General features: G+C 34.6%; 13 protein-coding genes. 6 read left to right on the top strand and 7 right to left on the bottom strand.

The window, feature by feature from the left end:
* The first annotated feature begins 106 nt into the window (after nucleotides 1–106).
* From FDM27_RS04620 to FDM27_RS04645, 6 genes are all read left to right on the top strand, one after another.
* A complete protein-coding gene (locus FDM27_RS04620) occupies nucleotides 107–565 on the top strand; it encodes a c-type cytochrome (RefSeq protein ID WP_140485383.1) in 459 nt (152 codons plus the stop codon).
* A gap of 322 nt (nucleotides 566–887) precedes the next feature.
* Nucleotides 888–1,913, top strand: coding sequence for a hypothetical protein (locus FDM27_RS04625; protein WP_140485384.1), 1,026 nt, complete (start codon nucleotides 888–890; stop codon nucleotides 1,911–1,913).
* 18 nt (nucleotides 1,914–1,931) lie between these two features.
* The gene (locus FDM27_RS04630) at nucleotides 1,932–2,786 is read left to right on the top strand and encodes a polysaccharide deacetylase family protein (protein ID WP_140485385.1); all 855 of its coding nucleotides are present in this window, start codon (nucleotides 1,932–1,934) and stop codon (nucleotides 2,784–2,786) included.
* A 301-nt stretch (nucleotides 2,787–3,087) separates the two neighbouring features.
* Nucleotides 3,088–4,524, top strand: coding sequence for a circularly permuted type 2 ATP-grasp protein (locus tag FDM27_RS04635; protein ID WP_071184322.1), 1,437 nt, complete (start codon nucleotides 3,088–3,090; stop codon nucleotides 4,522–4,524).
* A gap of 40 nt (nucleotides 4,525–4,564) precedes the next feature.
* The gene (locus FDM27_RS04640) at nucleotides 4,565–5,518 is read left to right on the top strand and encodes an alpha-E domain-containing protein (protein ID WP_083382059.1); all 954 of its coding nucleotides are present in this window, start codon (nucleotides 4,565–4,567) and stop codon (nucleotides 5,516–5,518) included.
* A gap of 5 nt (nucleotides 5,519–5,523) precedes the next feature.
* On the top strand, nucleotides 5,524–6,456 hold the full coding sequence (locus FDM27_RS04645) for a transglutaminase domain-containing protein (protein WP_071184323.1): 933 nt from the start codon (nucleotides 5,524–5,526) through the stop codon (nucleotides 6,454–6,456).
* Nucleotides 6,457–6,722: 266 nt separating this feature from the next.
* Here FDM27_RS04645 and FDM27_RS04650 read toward each other — a convergent pair whose 3' ends face one another.
* The 7 genes from FDM27_RS04650 to atpG all read right to left on the bottom strand — a co-directional run bounded on the left by FDM27_RS04650 (nucleotide 6,723) and on the right by atpG (nucleotide 14,383).
* Entirely contained in the window at nucleotides 6,723–8,036 is a 1,314-nt protein-coding gene (locus tag FDM27_RS04650; RefSeq protein WP_181161633.1) for a murein hydrolase activator EnvC family protein, read from the bottom strand.
* Nucleotides 8,037–8,060: 24 nt separating this feature from the next.
* Nucleotides 8,061–8,837, bottom strand: a complete 777-nt coding sequence (locus FDM27_RS04655; protein WP_071184325.1) for a DUF4292 domain-containing protein — start codon at nucleotides 8,835–8,837, stop codon at nucleotides 8,061–8,063.
* 1 nt (nucleotide 8,838) lies between these two features.
* Nucleotides 8,839–10,188, bottom strand: coding sequence for a tetratricopeptide repeat protein (locus FDM27_RS04660; RefSeq protein WP_140485386.1), 1,350 nt, complete (start codon nucleotides 10,186–10,188; stop codon nucleotides 8,839–8,841).
* Nucleotides 10,189–10,299: 111 nt separating this feature from the next.
* On the bottom strand, nucleotides 10,300–11,310 hold the full coding sequence (locus FDM27_RS04665) for a sugar phosphate nucleotidyltransferase (protein ID WP_140485387.1): 1,011 nt from the start codon (nucleotides 11,308–11,310) through the stop codon (nucleotides 10,300–10,302).
* Between the two features lie 112 nt (nucleotides 11,311–11,422).
* Nucleotides 11,423–11,857, bottom strand: a complete 435-nt coding sequence (dut, locus tag FDM27_RS04670) for a dUTP diphosphatase (protein WP_140485388.1) — start codon at nucleotides 11,855–11,857, stop codon at nucleotides 11,423–11,425.
* A gap of 30 nt (nucleotides 11,858–11,887) precedes the next feature.
* A complete protein-coding gene (locus FDM27_RS04675) occupies nucleotides 11,888–13,363 on the bottom strand; it encodes a lipopolysaccharide biosynthesis protein (RefSeq protein WP_140485389.1) in 1,476 nt (491 codons plus the stop codon).
* A gap of 159 nt (nucleotides 13,364–13,522) precedes the next feature.
* Complete coding sequence (gene atpG / locus FDM27_RS04680) at nucleotides 13,523–14,383, bottom strand: ATP synthase F1 subunit gamma (protein WP_071184330.1); 861 nt, start codon at nucleotides 14,381–14,383, stop codon at nucleotides 13,523–13,525.
* Nucleotides 14,384–14,450 lie beyond the last annotated feature (67 nt).

Here is a 14,450-nt window from a genome sequence, read left to right on the forward strand (position 1 = left end):
GCCTGTTCGCTATCGCTTGGGTCGCAGATTATCATAAAAAAATCTTTGAATCTGCGGTAAAAAAAAGAAAACAGTGCTTCAATAAATTAAACCTAATAAAATTAAAATGCTATTTACTAAAATAAATATTGGCTTAAGCCTGTTACTCTTAGGTGGTTTGTATTTTTCAAATCCAACAATTTTAACCGACTCCACAAAAGAGTATTTATCTATAAAACAACAACAGCAAACGCCTTTGCAAAAAAGCATGGCTCGTGGCAAAGATGTCTATACCGATTTTTGTATCCAATGCCATTTAGCAACCGGAAAAGGAAACGGAACCACTTTTCCTCCTTTGGATGGATCTGACTGGCTGAAGAAAAAAAGAACCGAAAGCATTCATGCCATAAAATACGGTCAGAAAGGCGAAATTGTGGTAAACGGAAAAAAATACAACGGCATCATGCCGCCAATGGGTTTAAGCGATGAAGAAGTCGCCGATGTGATGAATTATATTTCTAATTCCTGGACTAATAAAAGCAAAAAAATGGTTACTACTAAAGAAGTTGCTTTAGTAAAACCTTAATTTTCTAATATGACTGTCCGCTTAGCGGACTAAATAAAAAACAGCCACGAATTCCACGAAATAACACAAATTGGAATGTCATCATATTCCACGAATCTGCCTTTGGCAGATAAAAAATTAGTGTAATTTATTTAAAATCAGTAATATTTATACTAATTCGTGGAACCTGCCTGTCGGCAGACAGGTTCGTGGCAAAAATAAAACTCGTGCGTTTGCCTAGTGATTGGTATAAGAAACGGATAATCATATTTTCTAATGCTGAATTTTAGTTAAAAACCTCCAAATAGTATTTCTTTTTTATCTGCCTCAAATGCCTTTTTTTATGAAAAAATATGCCTTAGCAATCTTAGTGAGTTCTTTTGTATTTTCTCTTTTTAGTAATTGCAACAAAAGTAAATCCGATACTGAAGAAAGTAGTATAAAAGACAGTATTGCTGTAAAAACTTCGCCAGAAAAAAAGCCGATTACTGCAATTGACACCGTTGATTACAACCAAAGAATGATTGCTTTGGCTAACAAAGACACTACCGGAATGTGGCCTGTTAAAGCACCGTATCCTTTGCCGGGAGCTTTGTTGCCTTATAACCGAATTATTGCTTTTTACGGAAATTTGTATTCGAAAAGAATGGGTGTTTTGGGCGAATACCCAAAAGACGAAATGATCGCAAAACTACAGGGAGAAGTAGCCAAATGGGAGGCTGCCGATTCCAGTGTAACCACCATTCCTGCCTTTCATTATATTGCCGTTTCGGCTCAAAGTCAGCCGGGAAAAGCCAACAGATACAATATGCGAATGCCTTTTAAACAAATCGATACGCTTTTAAGCTGGGCAAAACCTATAAATGCTTTGGTTTTTTTAGATATTCAGGTGGGACACAGCACGGTTAAGGAAGAAGTAAGCCAACTTGAAGAATATCTGGCTTTACCAAATGTTCATTTAGGAATTGATCCTGAGTTTTCAATGAAAAGTGGTCATGTTCCCGGCAAAAAAATTGGAACCATGTCTGCCGATGATATCAATGATGCCATTGATATTTTGGCCCGAATTGTTCGCGAAAAAAAATTGACACCAAAAATATTAGTGGTACATCGGTTTACCCAGGGTATGGTGACTAATTACAAAGCCATCAAGACTGTTCCCGAAGTTCAGATTGTGATGCACATGGACGGTTTTGGTAGTCAGGTTTTAAAGCGTTCTACTTATTTGAGATACATTTACAGAGAACCGGTTCAGTTTACTGGTTTTAAATTATTCTACAAAAATGACAATTGGAACGACTGGAAAATATACACTCCGGAACAATTATTAGAATTTTCGCCCAAACCAAGTTACATTCAGTTTCAATAATTGTAAGCCTATTCCAAAATGAAAAAATTGATATTCTTAAGTACAATTGGTCTTTTTTTGATGTTCAGTTGCCAACAAAAAACAACTGCTCCCGTTGAAACCAAAACTGCTGTTCCGGATACTATAGCAACTCCAAAAGAGGAAGAAAAATTAGTAATGAACAATGCTGCGGCTATATTGGCTAGAAAAGAAGTACCTATTTTATGCTATCATAATATCAAAGATTTTACGGATTCTGCTGGTGAAATGACTAAAACCTATACGGTAAAACCGGCCAACTTTGCCGAGCAAATGAAAGCCTTAGCCAATGCCGGTTACCACAGCATTTTACCCAATCAATTGTATGATTATTTGGTCTATAACAAGCCATTGCCTGAAAAACCAGTCATGATTACCTTTGACGATACCCGAGGCGAGCAATACAGCATTGGCGCAGCCGAAATGAAAAAATACAATTTCAAAGGCGTTTTCTTTGTGATGACCGTTTCCATCAACCGACCGAATTATTTAAACAAAGAAGATATTAAAGAACTCTCTGATTCGGGAAATTGTATTGCGGCTCATACCTGGGATCATCACATGGTAACTAAATATGCCGGAGACGACTGGAACACCCAATTAGTAAAACCAAAAGCCAAACTGGAGGAAATCATTGGAAAACCGATAACTAATTTTGCTTATCCTTTTGGATTATGGAACAAAGAAGCCATTGCTGAAATTAAAAAAAGTGGCTATAAAATGGCTTTTATCCTTTCGACCAAAAGAGATTCGATTGATCCTTTATTCACCATCCGACGCATGATTGTGTCCGGAAACTGGTCCACTGACCGCATGATGAAATCCATGGAAACTACTTTTGCAAATAAAAAATAGCTTTTTGTTTAGCTAAAAAATCTTTCTTAATCAGATTTCTTTTTACTCTTTTTCCAAACTCCTTATTTCTAATGGAGTTGCATTGCTGTTCCATTATTTTTGGTTATTGAAAAATTCCGAAAAAAAAGAATTTAAAAACACTAATTCTCAAAAAACAGATAGTCAAAAAAAGAATGCTGTATTAATTATACTATTCGCAACAAATTTTCAAATACTTATTAATAAAATTGTTAAATTAGCCTAAAGACTGATGTTTTTATAATCAAAATTGGTTTTTATTAATTTTTCAATAATTTATAGAATGGTAAATTTAACACCAAATTTAAGTCCAAGAGGATGGGATGAAATGTTTTCCAGGGATGGAGTAAGAGACGCTTACAAACAAGTATTACAAACATTAGAGAGTTTAAATATTGATAAGCTGAATGTGAAACAGAAACAGGCTTCGGATATTTTTATGAACCAGGGGATTACTTTTACGGTTTACAGCGATGACAACCAGGGAATCGAAAGAATATTTCCTTTTGATATTATTCCCAGAATAATTACCAAAAACGAATGGCTGGAAGTGGAAACCGGAATTAGTCAGCGCTTGAAAGCCTTAAACCTTTTTCTGGAAGACATTTACAACGAGCAATTAATTATCAAAGAAGGTATTATACCGGCTTCCTTAATTGCTTCCTGTCCGCATTATATTCCGGAAGTTCATGGAATCAAAGTACCGCACAACATTCATGTGCACATTGCCGGAATTGATTTAATCAGAGGCGAAAAAGGGGAATTCTATGTTCTGGAAGACAACCTAAGGTGTCCCAGTGGAGTGAGCTATATGCTGGAAAACAGGGAAATTACCAAAAGGATTTTCCCGGAAATGTTTCGCGCCAACAATGTAAGCATGGTGGCCAATTATCCTATGATTTTCCATAACATTTTAATTTCGCTTTCGCCAAGGAACATCTCTAATCCCAATGTAGTTTTATTGACTCCGGGAGTTTATAATTCGGCTTATTACGAGCATACTTTTTTAGCAAGGCAAATGGGAATTCCGCTGGTAGAAGGTCGTGATCTTGTGGTGAACAATCACAAAGTATATATGAAAACCACCTCGGGCTTGCAACAGGTAGATGTTATTTATAGACGATTGGACGACGAATATTTAGATCCATTGGTATTCAAACCCGATAGTACACTGGGCGTTCCCGGATTGATAAGTGCTTATAAAATGGGTAATGTTGCTCTTGTAAACGCAGTAGGAAATGGTGTTGCCGATGACAAAGCCATTTATGCTTATGTGCCACAAATGATTCAATATTATCTCAACGAAGAACCTATTTTAAAGAACGTTCCAACCTACCAAATGGAAAATCCGGAAGAAAGAGAATTAGTCTTTGCCGACATGGAAAACATGGTGATTAAGGAAACCAACCAAAGTGGCGGTTACGGAATGGTGATGGGAAATAAAGCGACCGAAGAAGAACTGGAAGCAGCCAAAGTGGCAATTTTAAATAATCCGCGCAATTTTATTGCCCAACCTATCATTCAGTTGAGTACCGTTCCCTGCTACATTGATGGCGAGCTAAAACTACGCCATGTTGATTTGCGCCCTTATGCTTTATGTGGCCCTAACGGAGTTCAAATAGTTCCCGGCGGACTCACCCGGGTGGCACTAACCGAAGGTTCCTTAGTGGTGAATTCCTCCCAAGGCGGCGGAAGTAAGGATACCTGGATTATGAAATAAATGCACACAAATTGTTTTTTAAACTTTTAAAGAAATAACTATGGAAGTAAATATGCTGAGTCGTGTAGCCGACGGAATGTTTTGGCTTAACCGATATATGGAACGAACCGATGGGATGTTACTTACCCTAAACACGCTGTACATCATGTCTTTTGACCAGGAGACTAATGATTACCAAGGATACAAACCCTTATTAAAATACTATACCGATTTGCCTCCTGAATACATTGCCGAATTTCAGCATGACACTAATTTTGTGTTGAAATATGTCATTTGCGACAGCAAAAACCTCAATTCGGTTCGGAATTTAATTACCAAAGCCAGAGAAAATGCCCGAGGTTCTCAGGATAAAATTACCAAGGAACTTTGGGAACACATCAATTCGATGTACCATTACATCAATGCTGCCGATTTACCTAAAAGGCTGGAAACACCTGAAGCTATTAGTATTTTGGCCAAACTAAATAAAGATTTTTTGCTTTACAATGGAATCTTTCATGTGACCATGCCCAGAGGTTTAGGCTGGTGTTTTTCAAGCATTGGTAAACATATCGAAAGATGTTTGCAAACCATTTCGATGACCCAATCGTATTATGCTCCCATTGAATACAATCTGGAAGGAAAAGAAGATTTATTGTATTGGCGAAAATTATTATTGTCTTTATCGGGTTACGAATTGTATTTAAAAAGTTATAGCAATATTCCGCACAATCGAAAGGTAATCCAACATGTGATTTTCAATCCTGATTTTGCTCATTCGGTGATATTTACTTTGGGACTAATCGAAACTTATTTAGACTGTGTTTTTAAAAATAATAATCTCATGGAAGCCCGCAAAATGCGCAATCAGTTTGGACGATTAAAAAGTTATGTCGAATACACCGATTACCATCATCTTAGTAACTATCAATTAGAGGAGGTATTAAAAAATACCAAAGATCAACTGAATGAATTTTCGATGGATTTCTCTAAATTATTCTTTTCATACACATAAACACAATGGCAGTTTTCAATATTATACATATTACAAAATACCAATACAACTTACCCATCAAAGAAAGTATTAACGAAATTCGTTTGTTTCCGCACAACTTTGAAAATCAGGATGTATTGCAATACCAACTTTCGATTACACAAAATCCTAATGTGGCTATAAGCAACGATTATCATGGCAACAGGGTTGGGAATTTCAATACACTGGAATCGCATACCGAAATGACGATTGAATCAAGAATGCTGGTGCGTGTGAATCATTCGCTTAAAATACCCGAAATAGACCATACTAAGGTTTCCGATTTGAATTTGCACAACGATATTTATTTGTTGCGTCTTTGCTATCCTGAAACCATTGCAAAACAAGACGAAATTGATGCGATTTTAAAAGAAATTGATTGCTCCGATAAATCAATCATCGAAATTGCCTATGAGTGCAGTAAATACATTTATAACCATTTTGCCTATACCAAAGGAATCACCAATATCGAGACTACCGTTGATGAAATCTTAGGACATCGAAAAGGCGTTTGTCAGGATTTTGCCAACGTATTACTGCAATTGTTACGAACTGCCGGTATTCCTTCCCGATATGTAAGTGGCTACATTTGTCCTAACGAAAGCGGACTTAGAGGAGAAGGTGCCACACACGCCTGGGTCGAAATTTATACACCTAAACAAGGCTGGCTGGGTATTGATCCTACTAATAATATTTGGACTATGGACAACCATGTCAAACTTGCTGTAGGACATAATTTTATAGATTGTACGCCGGTAAAAGGAACTTTTAAAGGAGTTTCTAAACAAACCCTTTCTGTTTGTGTTTCTATTGGTTATGAAGACGGCAGACATTTTGAAGAAATCAACGATGTAGAATTACAAAAAAACTCTGTTGAATACCAACAACAATTGGATTATGCCGAACAACAGCAGCAGTAATTTTTAAAAAAACTCCATTTTTAAACACAAAAAAAAGCGAATCAAATTTCTGACTCGCTTTTTGCTTTTTATGACTGTCCGCTTAGCGGACCACATGAAAAATAGGTCACAGATTATACTGATTGAACAGATAAAAACGGATTTTTTAAGCTTTTTGTGTAAATTACAATCAGCGAAAATCTTTTAAAATCAGTTTTATCCGTGTGCCATTCTCAATAATTGGTATAAGAAACGGAAGTCATATTGCTTTTTATAGAAAACCTGAATTAGTTTGCCAGCCAGCTTTGTGGATTATTATAAGTTGTATTTTGCAACAGCAAAAATTTAATTACTGTTTTACCCGTATCGCCATTGGTACGTATTCTTCCTAAATTTTGTTTAATACTCACCTTATCCCCTTTACTTACTGAAACTGAACTTAGATTTTGATAAATAGTAAAATAATCTCCATGCTGAATCATAACCGCTTTATTTACCGGAGATAAAACCATCACACTAGCAACTTCCCCGCCAAAAACAGCTCTGGCATTGGCTCCTTCATTTGTTGTAATTTCCAGACCACTATTATGCACCACTAGCGTATTGTAAATAGGATGCGGCTGATCGCCATAGCCTAAGGAAATAAATCCTTTTTCTACTGGCCAAGGGAGATTACCACGATTTGCTCTGAAATTGTCGGCAACTAATTTGTCACTTGGAGTCATTTCAATTCTTGAAGAAGAAACTGAAGCTCTGGAAACGGTTTCTTTTACCTCTTTCACCTCTTTTGTAGTTGAAGATTTGGAAGAAGACTTTGATCTTTCAGCTGCAGCTAATGCTGCGGCTTTAGCACGCTCAGCAGCTGCTTTTCTATTCGCTTCGGCAATGGCTTCACGAATTAAACGGTTAATCTGAGCATCGATAGTTCTGGATTCTCTTTGTTTTTTTCTAATTTCAGAAACAATCCTGTTTTTATCTTTTTTAATCGAATTGACTAATTTTTCCTGCTCTTGTTTTTCTTTTACAAGGGCTTCCCTTTCCTTTTGATTTTCGGCAAGCAATTTTTGTTTAGCAATTTTTTGAAGCTTTAATTTTTCGTTATAACGAACTAATTCGGTCGATTTAGCGTTAATTTCCACTCCCTGGGATTTTCTAAAACTGGTGTATTGTTTTAAATATTGTACCCTTTTATAAGCTTGTAAAAAATTCTCTGACGAAAGTATAAACATCGCTCTGCTTTGCTCTGAACGACTTTTGTATGAATTTACAATTTTCTTAGCATAATCTTCTTTTAAAACTTTCAATTCTCTATTGAGCTTGTTTATTTTAAGCTGATTACGATACATATCATCGCCTAAAAGTCGGGTTTGCTTTTCGGTGGTATGAATCAGATTTTCTTTTAGTCTAATCTTGTTCTTTTGAATCAAAAAAACATTCATAGCTGATTTTTCCTTTGACTTGACACTTTTCAGCATCTTTTCATTCTCTCTAATCTCTTTTTGAATTTGAGCTTTGCGTTGTTCTAATTTTTCTTGCTGGGACTGACTCCACATAGTAGAGGTCAAACACAGAAATAACAGACTAAGGAGATATTTTGGCATCTTAAAAAATATTTTTTTGCAAATTTACTTAATTATTATTCTTTTATAACCATCAGGAATGCTATATGGAAAAGAAAGTTCTTCGTTAAAGGAAACCGAATTGTAATTCAAATTGATTTCAGATTTTCCTTTAGGCTGAGCCGTTTTAATTTCAACCGATGATGGTAAATTAGCTTCTTTATGGGCTACTCTTTCCGGGTAAGCAATTTGAATGCTTCTGTTTTCAGCTTCCTGTACTACTTCTTGTTTGTTAACACTAAAATCAGTTGGGTTAAAATAATAACTTTTTTTAGTATTTCCATTATTCGAATCGTCTAATCGATAGAGATTGTCTAACAGAATTTTAGTGTATTTTCCTTTGTTTAAATCGTCCAAAGCCTCTCCTGTTAGCATGTTTTGAATTTTATTGTAATCCAAATCGGTTCCTAACCACTGACTTAATGCACTGAAATCGCCATCAAAATAAGTGCCTTTAATTTTTTCGTAATAACTCACCGATGTAGGTGTTATCGAAGCTTTTGCCATGGTAATACCTATAAAACGAATGCTTACTAAAATTTGCTGGTCTTTCTTAATTTTAATTTCTGCAGTTACATTTTGGGCTTGTTTATCATCGGCATAACGAGCATTGGCTTTGATATATAATGTAGAAAAATCACTTTTATTGCTGTAATGATTGTCAATTATTTTAGTTGCCTTCATCTCGTCAACCGGTTCGGTAACTGTTGTTGATGTTACAACTGCTTTTGGTTTACAGGAAACCATAAAAACAATTGCTACTATTGCTAAATACTTCTTCATTTTATTTTTGCTTTTTTAATAGTTCGTTTGCTTTCGAAAAATAGAACTCTTTTTTATTATTATCTCCTAAACCATTATAGGCTTCTCCTAACTGAATATTATAACCTATTTCTAATGATACATCTTCCACTACATAATCCATGCCCATTTCTAATATTTCCTTCGCTTTTTTAAACTCTCGCAACTGATTGTAAGCTAATCCTGCAAAATAATAAAATTGAGGCTGAACCGGATACAATTCAATCATTTCGTTAGCAATTTTAGCAATTTTATCAAATTGCTCCAATTGCGAATATACATCTATCAAAAGCAAACTAATTTCTACGTCGGCTTCTCCTGTTTTTTTGAGTGCCATGAGATAATACTTTATTGCCTTATCCCATTGCTTTTTGTTGTGGTAATATTTACCAACTTCCTTAGCAACATTAACATTTTTATCCTCATCAAAATAAGCAATTGCCTTATCTAAATCAGTCTCTAACTTCGGATTAGTATTGACATAAATTAAAAATTCATTAAAAATACGATGTTTTATTTTGCTGTCTATTTTTGTACTTGCCAGCACCGTATTCATGGCTTTTATTGCCTTTTGACTTTCTTTGTTAACTAAATAATCTTTAAATAAACTCACCTGAGCCCATTCAGAATTAGGAATTTCTTTTTCTAACTTTCGAACCGTTTCGAGTACTTTTTCTAAATTATCTTTCTTGGAATACAAATAAATCAACGAAATATAATTAGACTCTTCCTTAGGATATTGATTGATTTGATTTATCAAATTAGTTATTTCAGCGTCCTGATAAGTTCCTTGGGACAAAATCTGAAGCTTGTAATTTTCTCTCCTTTCTGATTTGCCCACAGTTTCATTCAATTCATTGATAAGTAATAAAGCTTTATCAAATTCAGCTGTATTCATATACAAGGAAGTCAAATCTTCTTTGAACTTGGGATCAAACGGAATGAGTTTGTTAATTACCTTAATTGCATCGATATAATCCTTGGTTTCATAATCCACATCATACATACCAATTAAAAACCATTTGTTTTTGGGGTCTATCGAATTGGCTTTTTCGAATGAAGAATAGGCATTTTTATACTCTTTTAAAGCCAGATAATTTTTGCCTAATTCGTGGTAAATCGTGGCATTATTGGAATCCAATTTCAGGCAACGTTCTAAAGCGGTTATGGCTTTATCGTGATTTTCAATTGCCTTTTGCTTTAAAGCTTCAAAAAAATATTCTTTAAATTTATTGTCTTCGAGTTTAATTTCTTCAGGTTCCGTTTGCCCCCATAACAAAGCCGAATTGCATAGCAAAACCAACATTATCAGTAAAGAAATTACCTTTTTCATTTTTACCAATTAAATTTCAAAAGCACTTTATTATTTTACCATTAAGGAATTTAAGCCATTAAGCTTAATCAACTTAATTTTCTTAATGGTAAATTTTTATAGTTATTGTCATTATTCTAAAACCGAATAATCCCCAATACTTATACTTGTAAAATTACCATCAAAACTAGCGTGATTTCCTATCATGGCGTTGTCTAAATTAGCATTTTTAATATGCGCATGAGTTTGTACCAAACTGTTTTTGATGCTGCTATCCACTACATGGCATCCGTTTCCAAGGGAAACATTTGGACCAACAGTAGCATTAATTAAAACCACATCATCACCTATAAAACAAGGCTCAATAATAGTCGAATTTTCAATTTTTACTTTTGGCGAAACCAAACTTTCTTTATCTTCTGCTAAGAAAGCAAGCATCCTCGAATTGGTTTCAACAGTTACATTTTTGTTTCCGCAATCCATCCAGGCACTTACTTCACCTGTTTTAAATACTTTTCCGTTGGCCATCATGTTTTTGATACCATCGTTAATTTGGTATTCGCCACCATTTTGGATGTTATTGTCTAAAACATTTTGCAATTCTTGTTTTAAAACAGCAATATCTTTGAAATAATAAATTCCAATAACAGCCAAATCACTCACAAATTCCTTTGGTTTTTCTACCAATTCGATGATCTCATTTTTATCATTTAGTTTAACTACACCAAAAGCTTCCGGATTCTCAATTTGTTTTACCCAAATAACAGAATCAGCTGTTGGATCTAATTCAAAATCAGCTCTAATCAAAGTATCGGCATAAGCAATTACCGCCGGACCAGAAAGTGATTCCTTGGCACACATAATCGCATGACCTGTTCCCAAAGCTTCATTTTGATAATAAATAGTTGCTCTTGCACCTAGTTTTTCGGCAATAGCAATTAAATCCTGCTCTACTTTTTCGCCAAAACTTTCATGGATTATAAAAGCAACTTCTTCAATATCCTGATTCAAAACACCGGCAATATCTTCTACTAATCTATGAACGATAGGTTTTCCGGCAACTGGAATTAAAGGTTTAGGAATGGTTAATGTATGTGGGCGTAGGCGAGAACCTCTACCTGCCATTGGGACGATTATTTTCATTGTTCTTAAGTTTGAATGAAAATTTCAATCCAAATGTATGGCACAAATGGAACCGAAAATTTCACTATTGTTGGTTATTTACTTTATTTTTTTAAATCAGAATTGTATGCTGCTATTTTACGCCTGTACTCCCAAAACCTCCTGCTCCTCTAGACGTTTCAGTCAATTCAGTGACTTCTTCCCATTCGGCACGTTCGTGTTTGGCTATGATGAGTTGAGCAATGCGCTCTCCATTTTGAATTTCAAAAGCCTGATTGGATAAATTAACTAAAATTACTCCAATTTCTCCACGGTAATCTGCATCAACGGTTCCGGGACTGTTCAATACGGTAATTCCATTTTTAAATGCCAATCCGCTTCTTGGTCGCACCTGCGCTTCGTAACCTATCGGCAATTCGATAAAAAGACCTGTTTTAACGATGGTTCTTTCTAAAGGTTGTAGTATTATCGATTCGGTTAAATTAGCTCTTAAATCCATTCCTGCCGAAGCTATAGTTTCATAACCAGGCAAGGCATGTTGTGATTTATTGATAATATTTATTTTCATTTTTTTATTTTATATAGAAATAAGTGGCACTTATTTTTTCTGATTACTTTTTCGATTCATAATACTCATTAACGTTTCTTTTTCATTGTGGTAAATGAAATAGAGAAACAAAAGCAGTAACGCAATTCCAACAAAATAATTTTCTCTGAAACCATAAAATGAAACTACTGAGAAAATTACAGACAAACCAAGATAGCCTCCTATTTTGTTAAAATCATAAGGAATAGGATAATATTTATTTCCAAGATAATACGAAATCAACATCATACTTCCATAGGCAGCCAATGTTGCAATAGCTGAACCGGTATAACTCATGGACGGAATTAACAGGAAATTCAGAACCAAAGTAATGATAGCTCCCACAATAGAAATATAAGCACCAATATAAGTCTTATCAATCAATTTGTACCAAACTGAAAGGTTCGTGTAAATTCCCAAACAAAAATTAGCCAGAATAATCAACGGCACCACCTTCATTGCTACCCAATAGGATTCGTCACGAATCATTATAAACTTGAATAAATCGGCAAAAACAATCACACTTAACATAATAAACGAACCGAATATGACAAAATATTTGGTTACCATTGCATAAGTTTGTGGTGCGTTTTCGTCTTTAGCATGACTAAAAAAGAAAGGTTCAATACCAAGTGTATAAGCCGTTCGATACAAAACCATGAACAAACCTAACTTATAACAAGCCGAATAAACTCCTACTTCATCTTCAGCAATATTGCGGGGTAATAATCGGTCTAAAAGAATTTTGTCAAATTGTTCGTTGATGGCAAAAGCAATTCCGGCAACCAAAATGGGTAACCCATAAACCATCATTTTTTTCCACAAACTAAAATTGAACTTCCATTTTAGAAAAACATAATCAGGAGACAAAACCACAAAAGTCAATAAACTGGCAATGATATTAGAAAGAAAAATATAACCTACCTGAAAATTTTCTATATAAAACGAACTGATTAAACCCGTAGGATTTAATTCTGCCATTTTAGGTAAATAAATCAAAAACAAAATGCTCAATAATAAATTCACTAACACATTTCCAATTTTGATAATGGCATACATCATCGGTCTTTGAAAAGCTCGTAGTTTTGAAAAAGGAATAATAACCAGAGCATCCAATGTCAAAATCCAAATGGTATAGGTAATGTATTGGGAATCGATTCCGGACCAATCGGCTAAGGTAGTTCGGAATAAAAGTGCAACAAATAAAAACACTATGGTAGTCCAAAAAATAGAAACCATTGAAGTTTCGACCACTATTTTTTTATCTTCTTCTTTATTGTAGAATCTAAAAAAAGCCGTTTCCATTCCGTAAGCCAGAATCACATTAAAAAAAATCATCCAGGCAAATATAATAGTCACTTTTCCGTACTCTGCTTTGGGAAGCAAATCGGTATAAAGTGGCACCAGCAGAAAACTAAACATTCTAGGCAAAACTGTAGCTAGTCCGTAAATGGCTGTTTGTTTGAAAAGATTTTTATATAAACCCAAAGTGATATGTCTTAATACTTTTTAGAAAACAAAAATAACTAAATCTTTGGTTTAATCGGTGTAGCTTTTACGCCTATTCTAATTTCTTTTTAAAAAATTTCAAAAAAAAATAGCCCCGTAAGTACGAGGCTATTTTTATATAGAAAAATTATTTTTTTCTTATCCATTCAAAGCTTCTGCTCCACCAACAATCTCTAAGATCTCGTTCGTAATTGCAGCTTGACGTGCTTTGTTGTATGTTAATTTCAATTGATTTCTCAATTCAGTAGCATTATCTGTTGCTTTGTGCATTGCAGTCATACGCGCACCATGCTCTGAAGCAAATGAATCACGGATTCCTTTGTACAATTGTGTTTTCAATGATTTAGGAATCAAAGTCAATACAATCTCTTCTTTAGATGGTTCGAAGATATAATCTCCGGCTGCAACATTCAAATCAGATTTAACAGGAGCTAATGGTAAAAATTGCTCTGTTTGAACAATTTGAGTAGCAGCATTTTTAAATTGGTTATAAATCAATTCAATTCTGTCATACTCACCACCAACAAATTTTTGAGTTAATGTTTCAGCAATAGCAGCAACATTATCAAAAGTTAAATTATCAAATACAGCACTTTGATTTTCAATTACTGTATTTGTCTTACTTAAAACATCATTTCCTTTTTTACCAATAGCAAAAATATCAACTTGTTTACCAGCATAAAACTCAGAACGATTTTTAGCTTCCTTAATTACATTCGAATTAAAAGCACCACACAAACCTCTGTTAGAAGTAATCGCTACTAATAATACTTTCTTCACTTCACGTTGTGTAGTAAATTCTTCCCCTGTTCCTCCTTCAAGAGTTGCAGAAAGATTTTGTAATAATTCCGTTAATTTTTCGGCATAAGGGCGCATGGCTGTAATTGCATCCTGAGCTTTTTTAAGCTTGGCTGCAGATACCATTTTCATCGCCGATGTAATTTGCATCGTAGATGAAACGGAAGTAATTCTATTACGGATTTCCTTTAAATTTGCCATTTTTTTGTAAAAGTTTGGAGTTGGAAGATGGAAGTAGGAAGTAAGATTTTAACTTCTTACTTCCAGC

This window comes from Flavobacterium sp. GSA192, assembly GCF_006386525.1.
Taxonomy (GTDB): Bacteria; Bacteroidota; Bacteroidia; order Flavobacteriales; family Flavobacteriaceae; genus Flavobacterium; species Flavobacterium commune.